General features: G+C 27.5%; 20 protein-coding genes. 19 read left to right on the plus strand and 1 reads right to left on the minus strand.

The window, feature by feature from the left end:
- Positions 1–207: 207 nt before the first annotated feature.
- Complete coding sequence (locus ACQH24_RS00230) at positions 208–1,167, minus strand: transposase (protein WP_425379371.1); 960 nt, start codon at positions 1,165–1,167, stop codon at positions 208–210.
- Between the two features lie 177 nt (positions 1,168–1,344).
- Here ACQH24_RS00230 and ACQH24_RS00235 point away from each other — a divergent pair, with 177 nt between their 5' ends.
- The 19 genes from ACQH24_RS00235 (at position 1,345) to ACQH24_RS00325 (ending at position 25,055) form a co-directional block, all read left to right on the plus strand.
- The gene (locus ACQH24_RS00235) at positions 1,345–2,325 is read left to right on the plus strand and encodes an IS30 family transposase (protein ID WP_425380057.1); all 981 of its coding nucleotides are present in this window, start codon (positions 1,345–1,347) and stop codon (positions 2,323–2,325) included.
- Between the two features lie 350 nt (positions 2,326–2,675).
- Entirely contained in the window at positions 2,676–4,229 is a 1,554-nt protein-coding gene (locus ACQH24_RS00240; protein ID WP_425380058.1) for a hypothetical protein, read from the plus strand.
- A gap of 290 nt (positions 4,230–4,519) precedes the next feature.
- The gene (locus tag ACQH24_RS00245) at positions 4,520–5,383 is read left to right on the plus strand and encodes an Hsp33 family molecular chaperone HslO (RefSeq protein ID WP_425380059.1); all 864 of its coding nucleotides are present in this window, start codon (positions 4,520–4,522) and stop codon (positions 5,381–5,383) included.
- A 112-nt stretch (positions 5,384–5,495) separates the two neighbouring features.
- Positions 5,496–6,416, plus strand: coding sequence for an ABC transporter ATP-binding protein (locus tag ACQH24_RS00250; RefSeq protein WP_425380060.1), 921 nt, complete (start codon positions 5,496–5,498; stop codon positions 6,414–6,416).
- A 307-nt stretch (positions 6,417–6,723) separates the two neighbouring features.
- Complete coding sequence (locus ACQH24_RS00255) at positions 6,724–7,140, plus strand: lipoprotein (protein WP_425380061.1); 417 nt, start codon at positions 6,724–6,726, stop codon at positions 7,138–7,140.
- A 90-nt stretch (positions 7,141–7,230) separates the two neighbouring features.
- Positions 7,231–7,608: a hypothetical protein gene (locus tag ACQH24_RS00260; protein WP_425380062.1), complete on the plus strand. Its 378-nt coding sequence runs from the start codon at positions 7,231–7,233 to the stop codon at positions 7,606–7,608.
- A 1,150-nt stretch (positions 7,609–8,758) separates the two neighbouring features.
- A complete protein-coding gene (locus ACQH24_RS00265; RefSeq protein ID WP_425380063.1) occupies positions 8,759–8,956 on the plus strand; it encodes a hypothetical protein in 198 nt (65 codons plus the stop codon).
- Positions 8,957–9,000: 44 nt separating this feature from the next.
- On the plus strand, positions 9,001–12,348 hold the full coding sequence (locus ACQH24_RS00270; protein ID WP_425380064.1) for an FtsX-like permease family protein: 3,348 nt from the start codon (positions 9,001–9,003) through the stop codon (positions 12,346–12,348).
- Positions 12,349–12,495: 147 nt separating this feature from the next.
- Positions 12,496–13,485, plus strand: a complete 990-nt coding sequence (gene dusB / locus ACQH24_RS00275) for a tRNA dihydrouridine synthase DusB (RefSeq protein WP_425380065.1) — start codon at positions 12,496–12,498, stop codon at positions 13,483–13,485.
- A 15-nt stretch (positions 13,486–13,500) separates the two neighbouring features.
- Entirely contained in the window at positions 13,501–15,003 is a 1,503-nt protein-coding gene (gene lysS, locus ACQH24_RS00280) for a lysine--tRNA ligase (RefSeq protein WP_425380066.1), read from the plus strand.
- Positions 15,004–15,011: 8 nt separating this feature from the next.
- Positions 15,012–16,016, plus strand: a complete 1,005-nt coding sequence (locus tag ACQH24_RS00285) for an asparagine synthetase AsnA (RefSeq protein WP_425380067.1) — start codon at positions 15,012–15,014, stop codon at positions 16,014–16,016.
- Positions 16,017–16,703, plus strand: coding sequence for an IspD/TarI family cytidylyltransferase (locus ACQH24_RS00290; protein ID WP_425380068.1), 687 nt, complete (start codon positions 16,017–16,019; stop codon positions 16,701–16,703).
- 115 nt (positions 16,704–16,818) lie between these two features.
- Positions 16,819–17,268 (plus strand): 30S ribosomal protein S6, encoded by a 450-nt coding sequence (rpsF, locus tag ACQH24_RS00295; RefSeq protein WP_425380069.1) that lies wholly within the window; start codon positions 16,819–16,821, stop codon positions 17,266–17,268.
- A gap of 19 nt (positions 17,269–17,287) precedes the next feature.
- On the plus strand, positions 17,288–17,737 hold the full coding sequence (locus tag ACQH24_RS00300; RefSeq protein ID WP_425380070.1) for a single-stranded DNA-binding protein: 450 nt from the start codon (positions 17,288–17,290) through the stop codon (positions 17,735–17,737).
- Positions 17,738–17,755: 18 nt separating this feature from the next.
- Positions 17,756–17,980 (plus strand): 30S ribosomal protein S18, encoded by a 225-nt coding sequence (gene rpsR, locus ACQH24_RS00305; RefSeq protein ID WP_114564870.1) that lies wholly within the window; start codon positions 17,756–17,758, stop codon positions 17,978–17,980.
- Between the two features lie 87 nt (positions 17,981–18,067).
- On the plus strand, positions 18,068–20,101 hold the full coding sequence (locus ACQH24_RS00310; protein ID WP_425380071.1) for an ABC transporter permease: 2,034 nt from the start codon (positions 18,068–18,070) through the stop codon (positions 20,099–20,101).
- A gap of 21 nt (positions 20,102–20,122) precedes the next feature.
- Positions 20,123–21,970 (plus strand): ABC transporter, encoded by a 1,848-nt coding sequence (locus tag ACQH24_RS00315; RefSeq protein WP_425380072.1) that lies wholly within the window; start codon positions 20,123–20,125, stop codon positions 21,968–21,970.
- Positions 21,971–22,075: 105 nt separating this feature from the next.
- Positions 22,076–23,641, plus strand: a complete 1,566-nt coding sequence (locus ACQH24_RS00320; RefSeq protein ID WP_425380073.1) for a dicarboxylate/amino acid:cation symporter — start codon at positions 22,076–22,078, stop codon at positions 23,639–23,641.
- Positions 23,642–23,711: 70 nt separating this feature from the next.
- Positions 23,712–25,055, plus strand: a complete 1,344-nt coding sequence (locus ACQH24_RS00325) for an FAD-dependent oxidoreductase (RefSeq protein WP_425380074.1) — start codon at positions 23,712–23,714, stop codon at positions 25,053–25,055.
- Positions 25,056–25,063 lie beyond the last annotated feature (8 nt).

Genomic DNA, 25,063 nt, shown 5'->3' on the forward strand with positions numbered 1-25,063 from the left:
AAAAAAAGTAAAGTAATTTACTTTTTATTTTAGTATACAAGCATATAGAGATAAATTGGAGCTTGCTACAATTTAATTATATAATTAATAATATATTTGTCAATAATTCTTTAATTTTGTCGAAAACTCTTGATGAAATAAAAAAATCATCAATATGACAATTTGAAAAATAATTTTGTTTAAGATCATGATTTTGCTTTAAATTTTTTAAACGTTAAAATATAATACCGTTGATTGTTGTTTTGGTGTTAAACCTTTATGTTGGTATTTTCATTTTCATAGATTTAAATAATTTTGAATATTAGTGAAACCCAAACCATGATAATGAATTAAGGCTTCTTTAAGACTCGATTGTAATTTACTAATCTTATTTAACTTTCGATAACTAGTATCAGGGTTTGTACTAGTTTTGGTAGAATATAGAGTAGAATTTGTTTGTTTTGCTACTAATAAATATAATGGTTGCATGTCAGAAATAATTATTGATTTTTCTTTAATTAATTGCTTATTCATATTTTCAATAATTCATTGTTTTTGTAATCGTTTGGTATTGGTGGATTGAACAAAAATATTATTATTGCTATCAACTACCATTTGAATACAGCATTTGGTATTAGTTGAAAATGGATCAAGATGAGTTTTTCGTTTATCAAATTTATCTTTAAAATTACCTTTATGGATTTCTTTAATAAAAGTTTCATCAATTTGGATTTGACCATTTAATTTTTTAAATTTTAATTGAGTATTTTCTAATTGTTTTGATTGCATTAATTTTTGACGATTATATCAAGCAGTTTTTGGTGTTGTTTTAATAAAACGGGAAATTATTTTACTAGATTGTCCTAATAATGAAATTTGAATTAATAAATTTCACTGTTCATAATTTAAATGACTTCAATAAGTAAAATGATGACGAAAAGCATCAAAACTAGCACGACATTTTTTACATAAATATTTTTGTTTTCCTTCGGGATTATGACCATTTTTAACACAATGATAAGATTTACAATCAGGACATATAATGCCTTTATCTCTAAATTTTTGATCAATTTCATTTAAACGTTTTTGTTTTTTGATTACTTCTGCTTCTTTTTTTATTTTTTCAGCAAATTCTAAAAATTGATCATCTGTAAAACTGTTTTTTAATTCTGTAATTATTTTTTCCATCAATTATTTACCTCTATATATTAAAAATATACCTAAAATTAGATATATTCTATAAATATCAAGAGTTTTCGACAAAATTAAAGCAATAATTTAATTTAAAAAAATGTGAAAATTTATCTTTTTTATAAATTTAATGTATAACTATTTTTATAAAAGAATTGGAGGAAATATAGAGTAATGAAAGATTATACACATGTAAAATATGATGAACGAAGATTTTTTAATGATTTATTGTTATCTGATAGTTGTAAAAAGAAAAATGGTAAGCTTAATTTATCTGAAATATCAAGACAAACAGGAAGAGATATTAATACTGTTAAAAGAGAAATTAATAGATTTACAAATATAGAAGATTATAATGCCCGTGAGGCACATGATTATTATAAAAAACGACAGAAATGTATTAAAAAAATACCAACATTTACAGAAGAACAACAAGAATTTTTAAATTTAAGATTTAATATTTTGGGAGATTCACCAGCAGAAATTATTCATCGATTTTTAATAAATTTTGGTATCAATTTTCCCGCTTGTCTTAAAACATTTTATAAATGAATTTTTTTAGGTCTTTTGGGTTTGTTAAAGAAAAATTTATTAAATGGTGGAAGAAGAAATAGAACAAAGAAAAGACCTGATAATCGTGGCAAATTAGATGAAAGATTTAAATCAATATGAGATATTGAAAATAAAGACACTGATGTTGGTTGATTCGAAATGGATACAGTAGTTGGTAAAGACCATCAATCTAGTAATTTAGTTTTAGTTGAACAAAATAGTAAAAATTATTTTGTTATGAAATTAGAAGAACATACTGCTAATGAAGTTTTAGAAAAACTTGAAGAATTAGTTAGAATTAATGGTTTAGTTGGAAAAATTAAAGGAATAATAACAGATAGAGGGAAAGAATTTAGTAAGTTTGAGGAAATGGAAAAAATTACTGGTTCTAATATTTATTTTTGCGACCCAGGTTCACCTAAACAAAAACCTTTAATTGAAAGAATGAACCGTGAATTTAGAAAATGATATCCTAAAGGAACAGATTTTAATAATGTTAGTCAACAAAAAATAGATTGAGTAGTTAATATTATAAATGAAAAATTAAGGCCTGTTTTGAATTGAAGAACAGCAAAAGAGGTATTTTCAGAGAATTTTAGATAAGTTTATTTGAATAATTTAACAAACTATTTTTCAGTGTGCTAAAATTAAGATAAATTTACAAATAATTTTTTTTTTTTTAAAAAAATAGTTGTATTTTTTTAAATGAATGTTATTATCAAAATAACAAGAGATAAATTTGGAGCTTAGATTTACATTATACAATAATAAAAATAGAGACTAAATTTTATAGATATTAGGATTATCTTTTTTTGTACTATTTTAGGGGTCCATCCGCTCATTTTAATTTATTTTTATATTTTCTTTACTTTAGAATACTACTTGCTTTTTTTTTTTTTTTTTCTTATAATAAGCAAAACAAGTAATATTGTTTTTAAAAGGAGTAAATAAATATGAAAAAATTATTAGCCCTGCTTGGAACTTCTGTTTTAACACTTTCTGGGGTCAGTACAATTGTTAGCTGTCGTTATGAACAACCTGAAGATGATTCAAATACGGGCATCGCAAAAGATGCTGAGATCTTAAATAAAATTTCTCAGCAAACTTCTAAGTCCTTTTTAGAATATGCCCGGAATAAAAATACAATTAATAGTAAAGAATATCAAACAACATTTGATGAGTTATACAAAATGGTTAATAAAGATAATCCTAATAAAGAATTAGATGAAATTGATCCAAAAGTTATCTCTGCATTAGAAATTTTAAAAACTAGTTTTATGACAATTTTTAATAATGTTAATTGGGAAATTAAAAATGAATATTCAAACTATTATATTGATACTAACCCAATTGAATTATTCAATGATAGTCTGAAATATAATTTAAATTATATTGATACGGAGCAATTGGCCAATATATCGCAAAATCCAAACGTTAAAGATATTAAAGCGGTGCGATTAGATTTTAGTTTTAATTTTAAGGTTAATTTTAAAAATTTATCAACTAGCTCAAATTATCTTATTGAATATGTTATAACAGATGATCCAAAAACAATGAAAGATGTCCTAAGTGGAATCGTTGAAAAACTTTCAAAAGTAATTGTAAAATTTTTCATTGAGCAAGGAACATTCCAAATTGATAAAACGCCTGGTTTTAAAGAAATTTATGATAATTTTAATGTAAACTATACAGAAGGATTTTCTAGTCTAGATAATATTATTTTAGCAAAATTAAAATCAGTAATTGCAGAAGATGAGAATTTAACAGAGCTTATTGCAAACATTAAATATAATTCATCCGTATCATTATTAACATTATTAACAAGTGCCATTAACAATAGTACAAATGGGGTTGGTATTGTACAAGAGAAAACAGCTTCTTATGTGTGAACAGGCATGGGTTATCAACCGGATAAAATTATTCCAGAAAACTTTGTGGCATTTTATCGGTCATTAGTTAATATCTTTAATACTGGAAACAATAATTTAAATTTAGCTTATTTTAATGTAAATTTATCAAAGATTCAAGTAGCTGGATTCCCGTTATCAGGGGCAGTGATGAATGGTGGTGAGGCATTAAAAGTTCAAGTTGAAATTACAAAAGATGGTTTGGATAAGAAATTAATGGAGTATGGAAAATTAGTAACTGCCTTTTACAAACATTTTCGTCTTGAATCTAATAAAAACTCTGGTGTTTTTCACCTTACCGAAAAGGCATTTAATCAAATTTTAGCTTTACCAGAATATAAATATCAAAAAGTGCTTAAAATTTTAATTGATGATTTTAAAGAATCAGATGATGCAAAAAATTTGGGGGGATTAAATATTTTTACAACAGGTGATTGAGAAAAACGGGGACATAATGTTACCTTAAACTCTGCAAAAGATACTTTTTCCCTGCGTCGTCGTGCGGTTTGAAATTTTGACTTAATATTTGGTACAGATAATGCTGTCTACTATACAGGTTGGACATCGACATTATTTACTTTAGAATTTACTAAAAAATAAGAATAATTTAAAAAAGCAAGAAAGACTGAATACTTAAAATAAAAGGGACATGTAAAAAATATGTACAATAATTTTATTTGAAGTATTCATTTTTGCTTTTTATTTATTATAAATCTTAAAAGATATATAATACTATCTTTTTTGAATGCAAATTTTTAATAAAGTTTGTGGAAATGATAGTTATTTTAAATTTGGAACTTTTTATAACCAAACTGCACTTTACATTTTACTTTTAAAAATAGTTGTACTATAATTGCAGAGTGAACAAAATTATAAAGGAGTTTAAGAAAATGGATAAAGTAATAAAAGCGATTAGTAATTTTCATAATGTAAAAATGACTATTGTCGATGCAACTGAAGCACTAAACAATATTATTAAATTACACAGCACCAATCCGTTAGCTACAATTGCTTTGTCAAGAGTTGTGTTAGCAACAATTTTAATTGGTAGTGATATGAAAAATGCAACTGATAAAATAACAGCGATTGTCAATGGGAATGGACCAATTGGAACTATTATGGCGGAATATAGGGGACATAAAGTTCGGGCTTTTTGTGGAAATCCACAGTTTGATGTTGAACAAATTGATCGTAGTCAAAATGTTATTTCTCAAGTAGTAGGAACGGAGGGTTATTTACGAGTGATCAAAGATTTGGAAATGAAAGATAATTTTTCTGGTCAAATAGAATTAATTTCTGGAGAAATTAATTTGGATTTTACATATTATTTATCACAAAGTGAACAAATTAAATCGCTAATTGCCTGTTCAATTAAAATGAATGATGATAATACAATTAATAAGGCCATTGGTTTTTATGCCCAGTTATTGCCAGAACATACTGATGGCGATATTGATTATTTAGAAGAAAAAATTGGGAATTTAGAAACTATTAGTCACAAGTTAATTCAAGAAGGTAATTTAACTAATATTTTTAAATTAATTGATAATGAGGCGAAAGTTTTAGAAACTGATACTATTATATTTGAATGTAGTTGTTCTTATGAAAAAGCTTTAGGGTCAGTTAAACTATTGGGGGATGAACAACTAACTGAAATTTTAGAAAAAAATAGTGAAGTGGAAATTGTGTGTGATTTTTGTCGTAAGAAATATCTGATTAAAGCTAGTGATTTAAAAGATTTGTTAAAAGAATAAATTTAATAAATATAAATAAGTTGCTAAAATTAAAATAATTTTGTTATTATATTATTATAATAAAAATTAATTGAATAATATATGTGATATTTACTAGGGGAGCAAAAATAAAATGACTGAAATGGGGAAAACACCTAATACGGAAGAAAAAAAATCGAAAGTAAAACAACCAAAAGAAAAGAAAGAGAAAATCGATTATACTGCAGTTAAAGAATTTAAACAAAAACTAAAAGAACAGAAGAAACAAACTAAGTTATATTCAAAACGAATTTTAAAAGGGGAAGTGATTTCAACGACGGAAACACAACCAGATACAAGTAAATATGTTATTGAATTAATAAATGTTAAAAAATCATATATTACCGGAGAAGTTGAAACACCTGTTTTAAAAGGAATTGACATAAAATTAGAAAAAGGGGATTTCATTGTGATTTTGGGCCCTTCTGGGTCAGGGAAAACAACATTGCTAAATATTATTTCAGGATTAGATAAAGTTTCAAGCGGTGATGTTTTTGTTATTGGTTATAATCTTTCCTTATTAAAAGATGTTGATTTAACAAAATTTAGAAGAGATAATGTAGGGTTTATTTTTCAACAGTATAATTTATTAACTAATTTAACTGCAAAAGAAAATGCCGAAGTTGGGGAAAACCTAAGCAAAAATAAAAATAAGGATATGACAATTAAAGATATTTTTGAAACAATTGGAATGGAAGAACAAATGAACAAGTATCCCCATCAAATGTCGGGGGGTCAACAACAACGGGTTTCAATTGCTAGAGCATTAGCAAAGAATCCTGATATTCTATTTGGTGATGAACCAACCGGAGCTTTAGATGAAGAAATGGGACGCAAAGTACTTGAAATTTTAGTTGATGTTAATAAGAAATATAAAACAACAGTTATTATTGTTACTCATAACCCAAATATTGCTGATATTGCCAATACAGTCATTCATGTGCGAAACGGACTAATTGATCAAATTAAGAGAAATGAACATCCAAAAAAACCAAGTGAAATTGATTGATCATAATCTTTAATTAATTAAACCTTTTTTATCCACAAAATTATCATCTTTTTTAAGATAAGTATAATTAGGATAAAAAAGGTTTTTATTATGGCAAAATTAACAAAATAAGATATTAGAAAAATTAAATAAGGCATTAAAATTAAATATATTCTAGAGTCATTCAATGTAACAATATCTTTTGTTTATCATTTACATGATATTTATTAGTATAAGGGGAGTTAGCAAAAATGGGGGCTGAAATGTAATTCAATCTAACTATTGTCAATTTCTTTTTTTTAATATATAATTAAAAAAAGGAGCAAGATTTATTATGAAAAAATTACTTAGTTTATTAGGCGTTTTTTCATTGTCAGCAACTAGCGCCACAGGTGTTGTTAGTTGTAAACCAAAGACAAAGACCAATGACGAAAATACGGAAGAGCAAAGAATAAAAGATTTAGAAACCCTGCAGAAGATTGCAATTATGGCAAAAAATGATTTAAATGAACAGCTATTTAAAAATAATATTGATAGTAATAATGTTAGTCTTTTGACTGAGATTTATCAGACAGTAAATAAAGATAAAACATCCTATGTGTTAGAACAAGTAAAAGATGTTAATATCATCAGTTATTTTAATACTGTTTTAAATGTAGTATTCGATAACATTAATCGAAAAATTGCTCATGAGTATTCAAATTATTATCATGATAGTTTACCTTTATCATATGATAAAACAGATGTGTAATATACTGTTAATTTAGTTGATAAATCTAATTTACCTAGTGAGGATAGTGGTTCGGCAATGACTTTTAGTCTTGTTTCTGTTGATTTACATATGAAGTTCAAAGTCAAATTTAAAGATTATGTTCAAGATGAGAATCATTTTGTAAGTTTTAATGTAACAGATGATTTACCGAAACTTAATTTAATAACTAAATATCTATCAGAAGTTATTTTACCAATTTTTAGAACGTATGCAGAAGAGTATGCAAATGTTAATTTAGGTGAGGAAAATATTTTTAAAAAGTTATATCAAGAGTTTAACATTATGTATGGAAAGGACTATCAAGAAGTAGAAGATATTTTTAAAAATAGTTTTAAAACCTATGTCAAAGCAAAATCAGAATCAGAAAAATATAAGATTTCTTTTAATAATCAAAATCCGTTTTTAAAACAAACTCGTTCCGCTTTTTTAATGTGAGAGAGAAAATAAATAGATGTAAACAATGTCCTATCTTTAAATTATAATTTCCAAGAAACATAGGATCACTTATAGTAAAAATAGCTCCATAAATTTAGGGATGATGTTTTATTAGAAAAATTTAACTCTAGGTAAAACTATTTTGTTTTAATTAATTTGGCTGGCCAATACTCAGACTGAAATTAATTAGAATTTTTTATTCAAAATAGTACGTTCTTTTTTAAAGACCATACTATTATGAAAAAATTAACAGAATTAGGTAGTTCAATGAATTTAAGAAAAAGATATACGACGTCTGATCGAGGAATACAACTATATTCAATCTTATAATTATGAACGAATCCATAGTAAATTAAATGATATATTTAAAACTTATATACTATAATTAGAGTCAACAAAATTGGGCAAAAGAATATTAAATGTTAATATTAATGTTTTATAGATTTTTTCTATTTTTCTGATTATAATAATTATCAATAGTTTACAAATAAAAAAAGGAAAGAGAAATGTTAAGGATTGAAATTTTTCAAGATCATATTAATGAAAAAATACTTTGAGAAAATAGTAATAGTAGTTATTATAATGTTGATAATTATATTTTTTATTATGTTTCTTTTCTGATCATTATGGGAATTACGTTATTGATTAATTCCAAGCCATTTTTAAGACTTAATAATAAGAATTTTAACCATCGAAATTATTTCTTTAACATTATTTTTACAGTTGTTTTTTGTCTTTTGAATGCTAGTATGTTTTTTACGGAAATAAGATTTGAAAATGCAAATTTTTTGTTGCACACATATTTTTGATATTTCTTTATTCCAACATGAATTTTATGAGTTGCTGCTATTTTAACTAAAAATAAATTTTTCTTTTTAATTATAAAAATAATCTTATTGATTATCTTATTTTTATTTTTAACGCCGTGGTCATTTTTAATATCATTTAAAATCATTAATTATCTTTTAAATTTTATTTGATTTAATATTTTAACTAATATTTTACGAAGCATTTTAGTATTATGTTTTTTCATTGTATTTTTATTATTAATAAAATTATGTTTTTTAAATTTACTTCAAAAAATAATTGCTAAAATTAGTGCAAATAAAATGTAAAAAACGCTCTTTTTTTATTTAAGGTACAACAAACAACCGTAAAAACATTGGCTGCTACATGTGCCATGGATTTCTTTTTAATCTATCTTAATAATTTAATTAATGATAAAAATAATAAAATTAATTTAAATGATGAATATAATTTTAGCGAAGACTGGGAATTGTTATTGTTAACACAAAATGATAATAGTATTAAAGAAACCAAAATAGTTGTTAATGGCTGAAAATTAACTTTACGAAATTAATTTTTTCTTCTTTTAATAAGTATATAAGAAAAGAGGAAAAAAAGATGAAGAAAGTTTTAAAAAGTTATATCAGAACCTATCTTAAACAATGAGTTGAATCACTAGGTCTAATTTTATTTGTTACAATTCTATCGTTAGCGGTAATTGGAATGTTAGCGTCACCATTGCAATTATCAAATAAAAATAAAAGTATTAATCGAGAAGCAAACCATTGAAATTATAGTTTAATTAGTACTCCAAATAAATTTGAAAATGAATTTGCATATAATTATTTTGCTGCAGAATCAACAGCTTATAATTTGACCCCATTTAAAAGTCCAAATCAATTGGGAATTTTATCACAAGCTGGTTATGATGCTTTGAAAAATAAAGATAATGACCCAATTGGTAATTCTGAGTATCAATTGGCATGAGGAGAGGATTTAAAAAATATTTTAAATGATTATTCAAGATATCCTGATACACCAACTAATCTTAGTAACGGTGGAAAAAACTTATTAGCTAGTGAAGTTTTTAACGATGTTTTTAAAAACACAATTAAAAACTATTACAATGATGCATCTTATTATGTAAATAGTAAGATTATAGAAAATTATCAAGATCAATTTGTATTGTCAGTTGATTTAGAATTTTATTATGAATCATATGCTGCACCAACAGCAATTACACCAGATGGTTATTATTATTTTACGAGTGGAACTGAAAAAATTAGTCCTATTTTAGGGAAATGAATTAATAATCTAATTATGTTGAAAGGAACAAATAAAACAGAAAATAATGAAATTGTTATTACTGACAAATTTGCAAAAGATAACAATTATCAATTAAATAATAAAATTAATTTCTATACATTAGGAACATTAATTCCGGAATTAAATCAGCCAGTGATTAGTGGGTTTGGAACAAAAGTAGATACTTTATCACAAGCAAACTATTTTTCAATAACGGGTGATCCCTCTAAATATGCTGCCGTTTTTGTTAATGATGATATTTTAAATAAAATGTATCAAAATGTATGATTAAATCAAAATAAACTAAAAGGTTTTAATTTTGGGATAAATCAAAAAGTTAATTTTTTAAATGGTTCATCATTTGTTACTTTACGTAATGCTTTTACCCAAAAGAATAACTTTGATAAATCTGTTTATTTAGCAAGTAGTGGTGTTCTGACTGCCTATGACTCATTAGGACCAATTTCAAAAATTAATTCAATGAAAGTAACAACAACAATTTATACTTTGATTGGAATTGGAATGATTATTTTAGCATTTATTTTTATTAGCTTTGTTATGAAGAAAGAAATGAATAAGACAAGAAAACAGTTAGGAATTTTTAAAGCATTAGGTTATCGTACCAAAGAATTAGTTTGAATTTTTACTGTTAAAACATTAATAACGATTGCGATTGGTCTAATTTTGGGATATTTAATTTCGATTCCGTTACAAATTTATATGTATGGTCAATTTGAAACATTGGTAACAATTAGTTATGAGAAAGTGTATGCGGGGTGAGGTTTTATGACAATAATTTTTGTTGTTGTTCCAGCCTTTTTTACAATTGCTTCATATATTACAACTTTCTTATATATTAAAGAGCCGATTTTGTCATTAGTGAATAATGTTGCAAACAGTAATAAGACTGTTCGTGCAGGGATAATATCACGGTCATTATCAAAACGTGGTAAAGCATTTACATGGCGGTTACAACTTGCGTTTACTTCACGGAATAAAGGTAAATTTACTTTAACGATTATTTTATTTTTCTTTTCATCGTTATTATTAATTATGATGTTAGGAGTAACAAACATTGTTAAATCAATTACTGGAGGGGTCTTTAATATTTTAAATAATAAATTAGATCACACTCTAACATTTAATAACTTTCCACGAATTAATGGCAATGGTCAAACAAATGGGCAGTTAGTTGTGAGTGACCAAGAATATCAACAATATAATTTTAAATTTAAAACTTATCATGATGTTAGTGATATTACAAAAAATAATAAAACAGCGGCAAACTTTCATGAAGAATTTATTAAAATTGATCCAACTTCCCCAACGGCGGGGCAAGAATATATTGCATTATTAGAAAAATATAATGTGCAAGATCAAAATGGAAATAATCAGTATCTTTATCTAAAAGATTTAAAAACAATTTTTACGGCAATGGACATTAATAGCCTTGTTCAAAGTAAATTTAATCCGAGTCTTTATTCAAATTTAATGAGTTTAATGTTAAATGCAATTATGATGGATGATAATGCTCATTCTGTTGTCACATTTAATGACTTTTGGTATAATCCTAGCCAAGAAACAACATTTTACGCCTTGCCAGTTGTCTTAGATAGTGATCTTGATGAACCGGGAGTAACAATTAGAGGTCTTAATAATGACGATAGTGTCGGCGGTCATTATTATAATGCCTTGAATTGAGAAGGAATTTCGGAACAACAAATTAATGAAATCTTTAAACCAGTAAATACGCCGAATAAAATTAAGGGTTTAATTTCTTATAAATTAGCACGAAATGCTAATTATAAAATTGGTGACACGTTTAAAGTAAAAACAGAAACACCAAATAAAACTAATATTACAGTCGAAGTTACTGGGATTGCTAAAAATAATACAATTTCTGGTGATATTTACACTAGTTATAATAATGTAATGGATAATTTATTTATTCCAAATACAATAACTCCAAATCACCCAGAAGACAATATTTACAATGGTTTGTATTCTCAGCAAAAAATGTATGAGGGTAAAATTAATTTAAAAAATATGGTCGAGTCAATTAAAAATTCAAAATTTATTGGAAATAATTTAGCCCTTGCTGCTAACCATAATCAATCAATTTGGCAAGCCTTACTTGCTGCGGATACGAAAACAGTGACTACCACTCTAATTAGTGGAATGGCAGGGTCAGGGTCATCAGAGCAAAACATTGGAATGTTACCATTAGGCATTCTTCGAATTTCAATTGATGATATGTTAACAAAAATGAATACTTCAATGATAATGTTTGGATTATTAGTGACACTAATTATTTTAATTTTATTGGTAGTTGTCGTAATGGTTATTATTGATGAATTAATTCCAATTATTTTAACAATGAAAGCAATTGGATATAATAATCGCAAAATTAATTTTGTTGTGATGGGTAGTTATGTTATTGGTATTATTATTACTTTTATTGTGGCATGAATTGTTTCGATTTTAATTTGACAAGGAATGGGAGTTTTAATTTATAATCTCTACAAAATTGTTTTAAATATTCCAATTGATATTAAAGGGCCATTAATTGCTTTGACAATTATTACTATTATTTTATTAACATCATGATTTACAGCAATGAATTCAATTAAAAAACGACGAGTGACAGAAATTACTGATTAAAATTGGTAGGCTATAATTTACAAAAACTTATGAAAAGAGTTTTTAAGGCTAGACAAATTAATAAAAATAACTTTATTTTATTGAATTTATAATAATTTTTCTTTAAGATTTATCTAATGACTATTAATTAAAGAAGGAATTAAGAAAATGAAAATAGGGAATATTGAAATTAAGGGGCAAGCCTTTTTAGCACCAATGGCAGGTATTACAAATGAGGCGTTTCGCATTATTTGTCATGAATTAGGAGCAGGATTAGTTTATGCAGAAATGGTTAGTGATAAAGCAATTGTGCAAGGAAATGAACGAACTCTGCAAATGATTAAAGTAAATAAGTTAGAACATCCAATTTCCATGCAAATTTTTGGAACAGATGTTGAAACGTTTATTGAAGCTGCTAAATATGTTGATCAGAATAGTGATTGTGATATTATTGATATTAATATGGGCTGCCCAGCACCTAAGATTGCGATTAAATCACAAGCGGGTTCATTTTTATTAAAGCATCCTCAGCGTGTTTATGAAGTTGTTAAGGCAGTTGTTGCAAATGTTAAAAAACCAGTAACAGTTAAAATTCGTATTGGTTGAGATGAAGAAAATATTAATTGTGTGGAAATTGCAAAATATTGTGAACAAGCAGGAGCAAAAGCAATTGCAGTGCATGCTCGTACGCGTAATCAATTTTATTCAGGAAAAGCCGACTGAAGTTGAATTAAAAAAGTAAAAGAAAATGTTAATATTCCAGTAATTGGTAATGGTGATGTTTTTACTTGTGAAGATGCAAAACGAATGTTAGAAGAAACGGGTTGTGATGCAGTTATGTTAGCCCGAGGGGCACAAGGGAATCCGTGAATATTTAAACAAATTCAGCATTTCCTTGATACAGATGAAAAGATTGAACAGCCGCCACTATATGAATGACAAAATATTATTTTTCGCCATGCTGAATTACTGCTAAATTTAAAAGGGGAGCGTATTGCTGCTAGTGAAATGCGAAAAAATTTGGTATTTTATTTTAAAGGAAAACCTGAAGCAACGAATTATAAAGTACGAGCAACACAAATAAATACAATATTTGAGTTAAAAATGCTTGTTAATGAATATATTGACTATTATAATAATATTAGTGTTGTTGAATAATTAAGGAGAGTTAAAATGGAAAAACGGAATTTTACAGAGCAGGAACAAATTAGACGTGATAAATTAGAAAAGTTAGTCAAAGCTGGGCAGAATCCTTTTATAATTGCAAAGTTTGAACGAACACACACTAGTGAAGAAATTAATGAACAATTTAATAATTTATCAAAAGAAGAATTAAGTTCAATGTCTGATAAGACAGCAGTTAAAATTGCCGGACGAATTAAAACATTTCGTGAGGCAGGGAAAGCTAGTTTTGCAACATTACAAGATCAAAATGGAATTTTTCAAATTTATGTTCGCAATGATGAAGTTGGTGATGATAAGTATCAGGAATTTGTTAATTTTGATTTAGGTGATATTGTTGGTGTTAATGGTGTGATGATGAAAACAAATACAGGAGAATTAACAGTTCGGGTAAAAGATTTTGTTCTATTGTCAAAAGCTTTACGGCCATTACCAGATAAATATTATGGGATGACAGATATTGAAGAAAAATATCGACGTCGTTATGTTGATTTAATTATGTCAGCTGAAACAAAAGATATTTTTATTAAAAGAAGTAAAATAATTGCTTTAATGCGTGATTTTTTTAATTCCAAAGGATATTTGGAAGTTGAAACACCAGTTTTACAGCCAATTTATGGTGGTGCGGCAGCTAAACCATTTACAACGCATCATAATACATTAGATATGAATTTTTATTTACGAGTAGCAACCGAATTACCATTAAAAAGATTAATTGTTGGTGGTTTTGAAGGAGTATATGAAATTGGCCGTTTGTTTAGAAATGAAGGAATGGATGCTCGTCATAATCCAGAATTTACAACAGTTGAAATTTATGTTGCATATCAAGACATGAATTTTATGATGCAATTAACCGAGGACACAATTTGTTACATTGCGAAAAATATCTTAAATAAGGATGAAACAGAATATGATGGCGTGACAATTTCATTTCAACAACCATGGAAACGTTGACATATGGTTGATGCAATTAAAGAATTAGCGGGTGTTGACTTCTGAAAATCAATGACCTTTGAAGAAGCAAAAAAAATTGCTAAAGAAAAAAATGTGCCACTTGAGAAATTTCATAATTCAGTTGGTCATGTTATTAATTTATTTTTTGAAGAATTTGTTGAAGATAAGTTGATTCAACCAACATTTATTTATGGGCATCCTGTTGAAGTTTCACCATTAGCAAAAACAAATGCAAAAGATCCTCGTTTTACTGATCGATTTGAATTGTTTATTAAAGGACGTGAATATGCTAATGCTTATTCAGAATTAAATAATCCTGTTGAACAATATGACCGTTTTGTTAGTCAGTTAGCAGAACGTGATAATGGTAATGATGAGGCACAAGAATTAGATATTGATTTTGTTGAGGCATTGGAATATGGAATGCCACCAACGGGGGGATTAGGAATTGGAATTGATCGTTTAGTTATGTTATTAACAAAACAAGATTCTATTAAAGATGTCTTATTATTTCCACATATGCGGCCAAGAGGAAAATAGGTGATTGTATGGCACATGGTATCCAAATTGGATATAGTTCAATTTTAACATTACGAGAAACAGTAGAGGCAATTAGTTTAATTAAGCGTGAATTGGCCCGCCGTTTTATTATTCAATTTAATTTATTAAAAGTTGATGCACCTTTAATTAGCTTTCAAGAAAAGGGATTAAATGATGATTTTCAAATGACAGAGCGACCAATTGATTTTGATATTTCACCAAGTAATCTTGTTGCTGAAATTTTACAATCGCATAATAAATGACGAAGAAGTGCTATTGTGCGTTATGATTTAGGTAAAAATGAAGGTATTTTAACAACAGCAACGGTCCTTCGTCGGGATATTAAACAATCAAATAGTCAGGCGGTAACTTTTAATGAAATTGGTTTTGACTTGCTATTAGATGAGAAAAAAATTACCTTATTAAAAATTCAGGAAACAATTGATAAAGCAATTAATATTATTGGGGAAGTGGAAAATATTTTATTGTTAAAATTTTCTCGTTTAAATAAAAAATTTGATAAAAAGTTAAATTGGAAAAGCTATACAGAATTGCAGAAAGCAATGCGGTTATTAAGTTATCAAGAACGTTTAAATCGTTACACCAGAGAAAATGGGGCGACAATTTTATATGGTTTAAAAAACATAATTACTAATAATACAATTGAAATTAGTGAGTCACAAGATGTTTTTAATTGAGAATTATATGCAAAAATCTTTGTCTATGATTTTGTTTTAGAAAAAGCAATTTGCCTTGGTTATTGTGGGGCCACTGTTAATCGTGATATTTTAAAAGACCAGCTAGCTGTAACAAAAGAAACAATTAAATTAAAAACAGAATATGATGCGAAATTGGCAACTAATGAATGACCAGTAACGTTATCATTTGGTATTTATAAATCACAGTTAGATTTATTTTTATTAGAAAAACAGCATATTGGCGAAGTGGTTGCTTCGGTTTGAAGTGATGATCTTTTAGAATACGCTGAAAAAAATGGAATTGATATTTTATAAATGAAAAATTATACTGCAATTATTGTAGCGGCAGGAAAGTCATCACGGTTCAAACAAAAAAATAATAAATTATTATATAAAATTAATGATACGAACACTATTATTGAAAAAACAATAGCACTATTTAGCAATGATCGTTTTTGTACGGAAATTATTGTGGGAGTTAATGTGGAAGTATTAGATTTTTTACTAACGAAAAATTATCAAGATCAAAAGTTTCACTTTGTAATAGGTGGCTCCGAACGAGTTGACACGATATATCAGTGTTTAATTAATCATAATATTAAGAATGAATTGGTAATGATTCATGATGGTGTACGTTGTTTTACTAGTTTGGATTTTATTAACAAATTAAATCAAACTTTTTGTAAAGAAAATTATGAAGTTTTAATTCCAATGCTGCCAATAACTGAAACACTTAAGAAAGTTACTAATCATCTTGTTGAAAAAACAGTTAATCGAGATGAATATTTTACTATTCAAACACCACAAATTTTTAAAACAACATTATTATATGCTGTTTATGAGCAATATTTTTGTACCAAAAATAAGAAAATAATTTATGATGATAGTTATTTAGTTGAATTATTTTCTGAAAAAACAAAGATTCATACAATACTGGGGGAAAAACAAAATATTAAAATAACTTATCCGGAAGATTTAAAATTATTAAATTTAGGTAAATAAACCTTACAATTATAATTAATATAAGGTATAATTGTTGTCGAGTTAATAATGCTGTAATGATATGATTATTAGCTCCTTGTCCGAATAGGACCTAGACCAAAAGGAGGAAAATAAAATGCGTAAGTATGAAGTTATGTATATCTTAAATCCAGAAGCAACTAATTTAGATGAATTAGAAACTCGTCTACATAAAATTTTAGAAGCTAATGGTGCAAAAATTATAGAACAGGGAAAATGGGGAGTTAGACCATTAGAATATCCTATTAAAAAGAAAACAAAAGGTTATTATGGGATATTAATCGTGGAAACAACTTCAGAGAATATTGATGAGTTTGTTCGTATTAGTCACATTGAACAAGATGTATTACGAATTTTAGTAATTAATACAGAAAAAGAAAAAGGATATATTCAATCAACTGTTTATGCAAAAACAGAAGTTAAGAATGATAAACCAGACCGTGAACGTAAACCAGGAAATAGAAGACCAGATTATTATAAACGTAATGATCAACGTACCGATGGTGAAGAACATAGAGTAGCAAAATCAACCGAAACAAAAGAATAATTTAGGAGGTGAAAGAGTTATGTTAAATCGAGTTTCATTAGTAGGAAGATTAACACGTGATTTAGAATTAAAAAATTCTGTTAATAATAAGCCCTTCGTTGCTTTTACCTTAGCAGTAAATAATAATTTTAATGATCAAGCAGCGTTTATTTCATGCTTTGCTTGAAATAAAACAGCAGAAAATATGGCACGTTATTTAAAAAAAGGCTCATTAATTGCTTTAGATGGTCGTTTGCAAACAAGAACAGAAACTGTTAATGGCAAAATGACAACAATTATGCAAGTTGTTGCTGAAACTGTTTCCTTCTTAGATTCGAGAGAAACAGGGGCTGGTTCTAATATGAGTGAAACACCAAGTTCAAATGATTTTAACAATATGACTTCTTTCAGTCAACCAGATTCACAAGAAAACAATAATAGTAACGATAGTATTAGTTTTGATGGTGATGATGCGATCTTATGAGATTAAAAAGAAAGGAACCAAATAATGAATCCAAAATTTAAACGTTTTAAAAAACAATGTTATTTTACAAAAAATAAAATAACATATATTGATTACAAAGATATTGAATTATTAAAAAAATTTATTTCTGGTAATGGCCAAATCCTGCCCAAAAGAGTTACTGGAACTACAGCTAAAAATCAAAGAATGTTAGCTACAGCAATTAAAAGAGCACGACAAATGGCGTTATTACCATTTGTTATTGACTAAAAAATACTTACTTTTGTAAGTATTTTTTCTTTTTTAGTGTAGAATTATTGTGATGTAAATACCAATAAAAAGTTAAGAGATGACATTATGAGAGAAAATCCAAAATTTATTAATGTTTTTAAGAGCGAAGCAAAAGAAAAAATAGGGAAGAATTGATTACAAATAATTAAGTATATCTTAATTTGTTTTGTTCCATTTTTGTATGGTTTTATTTGTTCATCAGCCTTTTGGAATCCACTAACGCAAATTGGAAATATTCCAATGGCAATTGTTGATAATGATAATCCTCCTTGTGTAGCTTATGCTGTCAAAAAAAGTGGGGCGGATGAAAATAATTTATTAACTTCGCCATTTGTGGAATATTTGCATGTAAATGATGCAACAGTTTGTCAGGAAAAAAGTGAAGAATGATTTAATAATAATCCAAATATTGATAAAAATATTTACAAATTACAATATCGTTTTGATAGTATGGTTAATTTATCAGTAACCAATAATAAATTTTATAATCATAAGACAAATTCCTTAGAGTTAAATCAAAAAGGAATGACAATTAAATTAAACTATTTACATGGTCGGCAAACTAATTTTAGACCAGCAGATAAATATTGGGGTCAATTGCAAGTTAAGAGTGGTCTTACAGAAAATATTTTCAAATTAATGCGAGCAGTCGGTAATCATAGTCCGACAGAGGCTATTAAAAGTTTGGAATATTTAATTAATAATGTTCCACAGTTTTGATCAACATATAAGCAAAACTTCTTAGCAGGTCAAGTTTTATATACTTTTACCCAAATTAAAACAGGTTTAGTCCATGCTGCTTTACCAGAAGTTTTAGGAACATCAATGTTTTGACTCTTTGCAAAATCAGATGAAAAAACTAATGTTCCCTATTTGACAGGTCATGATTTTAGTGATTATTTGGAAAAGATTATTTTAATTATTGGTCCAAATACGCCAATTGGGCAAGTGCTTTTAAATTATGTGCAAGATTTTTATCCCCAATATTATGACGCTGTTAAAGAAGTTTTGAAACTAATTGAAACAGGTGGTAAACAATTTATTGCTGAAATTGTCCGTGAGATTTTTCCTGATTTAGATGCCGATGTTACTTGACCTGAATATAGTCAAAAAGCACAACAGGTAATTAATGATTGAACAGCTTTAAATTCATCAATTTTTGAAATTCCAGTTCATATTCAAGGTTATCAGTATGGAGAATATGGGATTGGTTTGGGTGAATTCTTTATTGCCATTGCGATGTGGGTTGGTGTTTTAATGCAGACATTTATTTTTGATCGCACTTGCCGGACAAAAAAGGCAAGATGATATCAACATTATTTTTCGAAATTATTGTTAATGTTGATTACAACAACAATTCAAATAACAATTTTGGCTATTTCGTTAGCAATATTAGGATATAGTAAGATGGGAACTAGTTTTGGATTGTTATATGTTTGGTTATTATTATGTGGTCTTATTTTTACCATTATTGAACATGCAATTTGGTTTGCCCCTGCGGACGGCGATGTTGGAAAATATTTCATAGTGATTTATTTAATTTTAAATCTAACGGCTGGTTGAGGGACATTCCCGTCGTTTATGCAAGCTAGCTTCTTTAATGTTATTTCAGTAGTGACACCATTTAAATATGCGATTCATGGAATGGGCAATATTATTTATGGCATTGGCACGGGAGAAGGTTCTTTGGTTCAATATCAAACTGAAATTATCCAAAATATGGGAATATTATTAATTTGAATTCCAATTTTATTAATAATTAGTTTGGGATTAACTTACTTATGACGAAGAAAAGATCAATATGGAACATTTAAGATAAAAGTTTTGAAAAGTATCTTTATAGCAAACAAAATTAATATTAATAAAAATATTTATCATACTTTGAATAATTTATCGCAACAAGAAATTGAAAGTATTAAAGAACAAGTTTTAATGAATTATCAAGATATATTTACGGAACAAAAAAATAAAAAGATAATGCGGATGGAAGAAAAATTTAATGCGACGAAAAATCCGAAATATTTGTATAAAATTAAAAAAATTAAGGAAAAGAGCTATCAGATTGAGATAGACGGGGAAGACCGCGATAGCATAATGTAATTATTGGGGAGGAGAGAGATTATGGATAACAAAAATAATTTGTCAACATTTAATCAAATCTTTAAAAAAGAATGGCACGAACAGACAGTAAAAAATAAGAAGCGAATTATAAAATTTATTGCAATCTGTATTGTACCGTTTTTATATGGATTTTTTTGTGTTTGAGCATTTTGGAAGCCCTTTCTTAAAACCAATCAAATTCCAATGGCAATTGTTAATCATGATGCAAGTCTATGTGTAATCTATAAACCGAAAGATGATAAGGATCAGTCAATTGCGAATGGGACTGATGTTCACTATGTTAATATGAATGATGAGGCAAGTTGTAGGGCAGCAACTACACCATCAGATGAAATTGCACGTTTTACTAGTGTTAGTGACAATGTTGTTACTGGCTCAAACTATTATGATAAAGAACATAATGATGTTAAAATTAATGTCAGTACAGTTAACCTAAAATTAGCTTATTTAAAAAATCAAGCAACAAATTTTAATCCAGTTGATAAATATTGGGTGCAATTACGAATTCCTGAAAATTATTCGGTGCATTTAATTAATATTTTAAAAAATATTGCTAATTCAACATTTGATGATAATCAATTTTTAACAGATGTCACTTGAATGAGTAATAATCCAATTAACTTGTGAGCTACTTATAAAAAAAATTTTTTAATTGGTTATTTTGCAACGACTTTTACTAATTTACGAGAAAGTTTTGTTCGTGAAGCGGTACCACAATTAATTTTGCCGATGCTTTATACAATTTTATCTAATCCCGATGGGACAGTAACTCGTGCGACATATAACGAATATGTTAAAAGTATTAACACAGGTAATTTAATTAATGAAACAAATAAATTAGTTACGCAGGGTAAATTAACGGCCGGGCAAGGTAAAATTATTAACTCATTATTAAGAGTATTTGGCATAGTAAAAGATAAATTCGCACCATTTATTTTTAATTCAAAAGATATTCTTAATAAAGATGAATATTTTGCGAATAGTAATGAATTAGGACGCCATTTAAAAGATATTGGTAACATTATTGATATTCCATATAACGTTCAAGGTTATGAAAATAATAAATATGGTATTGGTTTAGGAGAACTATTTATGTTAATTGGTGTTTGAGTCGGGGCTCTAACCCAAACATTTGTTTATGATCGGAAAGGAAGAACTAAACAAACATTATCTTATCAACATTATTTTAGTAAGTTATTATTAATGTTATGTACATCCTGAATTCAAGTTACAGTTATGATGGTGGCATTATTAATTTTAGGATTTGGACAAATTGGCCCCGCGTATGCTTTACTCTGATTATGAATGTTATTTTTAGGCTCACTCTTTAATATTATTATTTGTTCAATATGATTAGCAATTCCGTATGAAATGGTTGGTCGTTTTATTGTTGTTGTGTATCTAATCATTAATTTATCATCTGGTTGAGGAACTTTCCCGTCATTTATGCAAAATAAATTTTTTGATATTTTATCATATGTTGCCCCATTCCGTTATGGTTTGCATAACATTGGCACAATAATATATGGTTTATCTTCTCCAACAAGTATTGGAATTGGTCAATATCAAACTGAAATTGTTAAAAATATGGGTATCTTATTTATTTGAGTTATCATTTTTGTTACAATTGGAGTAGTAGCAACTTATTATCGTTTTTTAAAAATGAAATATGGTACAACTAGAATAAAATTAATTTTTCAAGCAATGAATAATATTGATAATATTAAAAAATATGACAAAAATATTAATACCCTAAACCAGTTAACATTAGAGGAACAAATTTTAGTAAAAGCAGAAGTATTAGGACAAGTATCAGCAAATAAAATAAAAAAGAAAATAAAACAATAGTCTAAATAATTGTTAGGGTATTCATAATATTGCTTTATATTATTTATTAAAATATATTATTTATTATTTTATGTTATTATTTAGATACTATTTTATGCCAAGAAAGTGAGTGCCCAAATGCGTTTAAGTTTATTATATAGTTCAGATAATAGTGATCCGCTACATAATTTTTTATCAATTTCAACGTGGCAATCATTTGTTAGTATTTTACTTTTCTTTGGAATTATGTTCTTATTATGATTTTGAATTAAAAAAACAAGAATGCGATTTATTTTTCGAGTTTTATTAGGTTTGGCTTTTGGTTTGATTTTTGGAATTATTGTCCAAGTAATTAATGGCTTTCCGTATAATACTGTTGATCCATCAGCGTCAATGATTAATCCAAATATTCCGAACCCAGATTCAAAACCAGGTTCAGAAAAACCGACAATCCCAAATGATATTTATGTTTTATGAGTTCAAGAATTTTCAATTTGAGTTAACTTATTTAGAATGATCTTTTTAAATGCAATTTTATTGATGACAGTTCCAGTTGTTTTTTTGGCAATTGTTCGTGCAATATCAAAACCGAAAAAAGATGCCGCAACAAAAACAGGAACAATTATTACGGTGGCAATCTTATTATTAAATGTTGCCGTAATGTTTATAATTACGTTATTTATTGGAATTGCTTTTAACATTGGACATGGTTTTACAATTTCAGGTAGTGGGGAGTATGGTAAAGATGCTTCTAAACCATTACCAGAAATTATTTGAGATTATGTTCCTTCAAATTTTGTTGCTCCATTCTTTTATGGAGGAATTATTCCAGTAATGGCTGTTGCCGGTTTGATTGGTTTGGCTATCAAAAAATCATCAAAGAGACATCCCGAAGATATGCAAAAAATTCGTGATGGTTTTGACCGTTGGTGAACAGTTATAATGTCATGCTTAATGTTCATTATTAAATTGATGCCTTATGCTGTAATGGCAATGATTACTTATTCAATTATTTCACGGCCAATTGGATATTTAGCACAAATTGGAATTGTCATTGGGGTTGGATACTTATGTTTAGTAGTTGCTTTACTTTGACATTCATTATTATTAACATTATCAGGAATTAAAACCTTTAAATGATGAAAATTTGCAATTAAACCGGTAATTCAAGGATTTACGACACAATCATCAAATGCAACCTTGCCTTTAGTGATAGAGGTTTTAAAAGATGATATAAAAGTAAAAGAAAATTTAGTTGGAATTTCAGCACCACTAACAACAACAATGGGATTAACTGCCTGTGCTGGGGTCCAAGCAGGAATTATTGTATCGTTTATTGCGACAGCAGGTTTATTTGATTTAACTGTTGGTAATTTCTTTATTGCATTAATTGTTGTTGTTGTGGCATCATTAGGGATTGCTGGTGTGCCAGGAACGGCAAGTGTGGTGACAGCTGGCGTGTTAGGAGGACTTGGTTTAGGTACTTTGTATGTTCCAGTTTATGCAATTATTGGAGCGTTAGATGGTTTATTTGATATGGGACGAACAGCAGTAAATGTTGCCGGAGGAGTACAAGCGACAACAATTGCAGCGCAGTTAACCAATTCCTTAGAAAATGAAGATTTAATTTTCTTTAATTGACGACGTTCACGGCGAAAACAAAAAAGAAAAAAAGAGTCAAAACAAGAATAAAGGTTTTTATTTTATTTTAAAATACGAGGTTATAGTTGTTTTAATAAATTAGAAAGAAGGGGAAAAAATAATGAAAGTAATTGTAATTGGTGGTTCAACAGCTGGAATGACAGCAGTTAGCAAATTAAAACGCATTTTAAAAGATGAAATTGAAATTATTGCTTATCAGAAATTAAAATATCCATCTTTAGGTAGTTGTGGGATTCCTTATTATGTTGGAAAACATTTTGATAATCCAGAAAGTATGATTGCCCGAACTGCTGCTCAATTTCAAGACAATCAAATTTTTGTAAAAACCGCATGTGAAATAACAAAAGCTGATTTTAAAGCAAAAACAATTTATGGCATTAATTTGGAAACAAAACAAGAATTTACTGACACGTATGATAAATTAATCATTAGTGTTGGAGCAATACCACGCCAATTAAATTTGCCAGGTGAAACAGCAACAAATGTTTTTACAGGAACAACTTTGGAAGCAGCAATTGCTCTTCGTGATAGTTTAAAAACAATTCAGAATGTTACAATTATTGGCGGTGGCTTTATTGGTCTAGAATTTTGTGAAAGTTTTGGCTTAGCAGGGAAAAATGTGACATTAATCGAAGCTGATAAATGAGTTTCACGAAAATTAATTGATGAAGAGATTGCACAATTATTGGTAGCAGATTTAGAAAAAAAAGGTATTAAAATTAAAACAAATGCCAAAGTAGCTGAATTTATTGTTATAAATAATAAAGTAACAAAAATTAAATTATTATCTGGCGAAGAAATTTCAACAGATTTAGTTTTAGTTGGAATTGGGGTTACTCCAAATACGGCTTTTTTAAAAACAACAGACTTAAAAATGAATGAGTTTGGTGCCATTTTAGTTAATGATCAGTTTGAAACTAATATTAAAGATGTTTATGCTGTTGGTGATTGTGTTATGACAAAAAATATAATTGATAATAGGTTAAATTATATTTCGTTAGCAACTGTTGCTGCAAAAAATGGTAAAGTTTTAGGCAATATTTTAGCAGGGAAAAAAGACAGTTTTCCAGGAGCAATCGGTACGGCAATTATCCAAGTTTTTAATAGTGAAATTGCTCGAACAGGATATACTAAAGAACAAGCAGTTAATAATGGATTTAATGTTAAAGAAGTAATAATTACTGGAACTGACCATACTAATTATGTTGCTGATGCTAAACCAGTTACAATTAAGGTTATTTATGATCAAAACGCAAAAATTATTGTGGGAGCACAAATCTTTGGCTATAATAAAGCTAGTTTAAGAATTAATGCTTTAATTCCATTGATTTGAACAAAAACTAAAATTAATGAAATTGAATATTTGGATTTACCTTATTCGCCACCATTTTCTAAAAGCGTTGATGTATTAAATGTTGTTTTAGCAAAGATTAATGAAGAATAAAACCTAAA

The sequence above is a fragment of the Spiroplasma endosymbiont of Stenodema calcarata genome, from assembly GCF_964031205.1.
GTDB lineage: Bacteria > Bacillota_I > Bacilli_A > Mycoplasmatales > Mycoplasmataceae > Spiroplasma.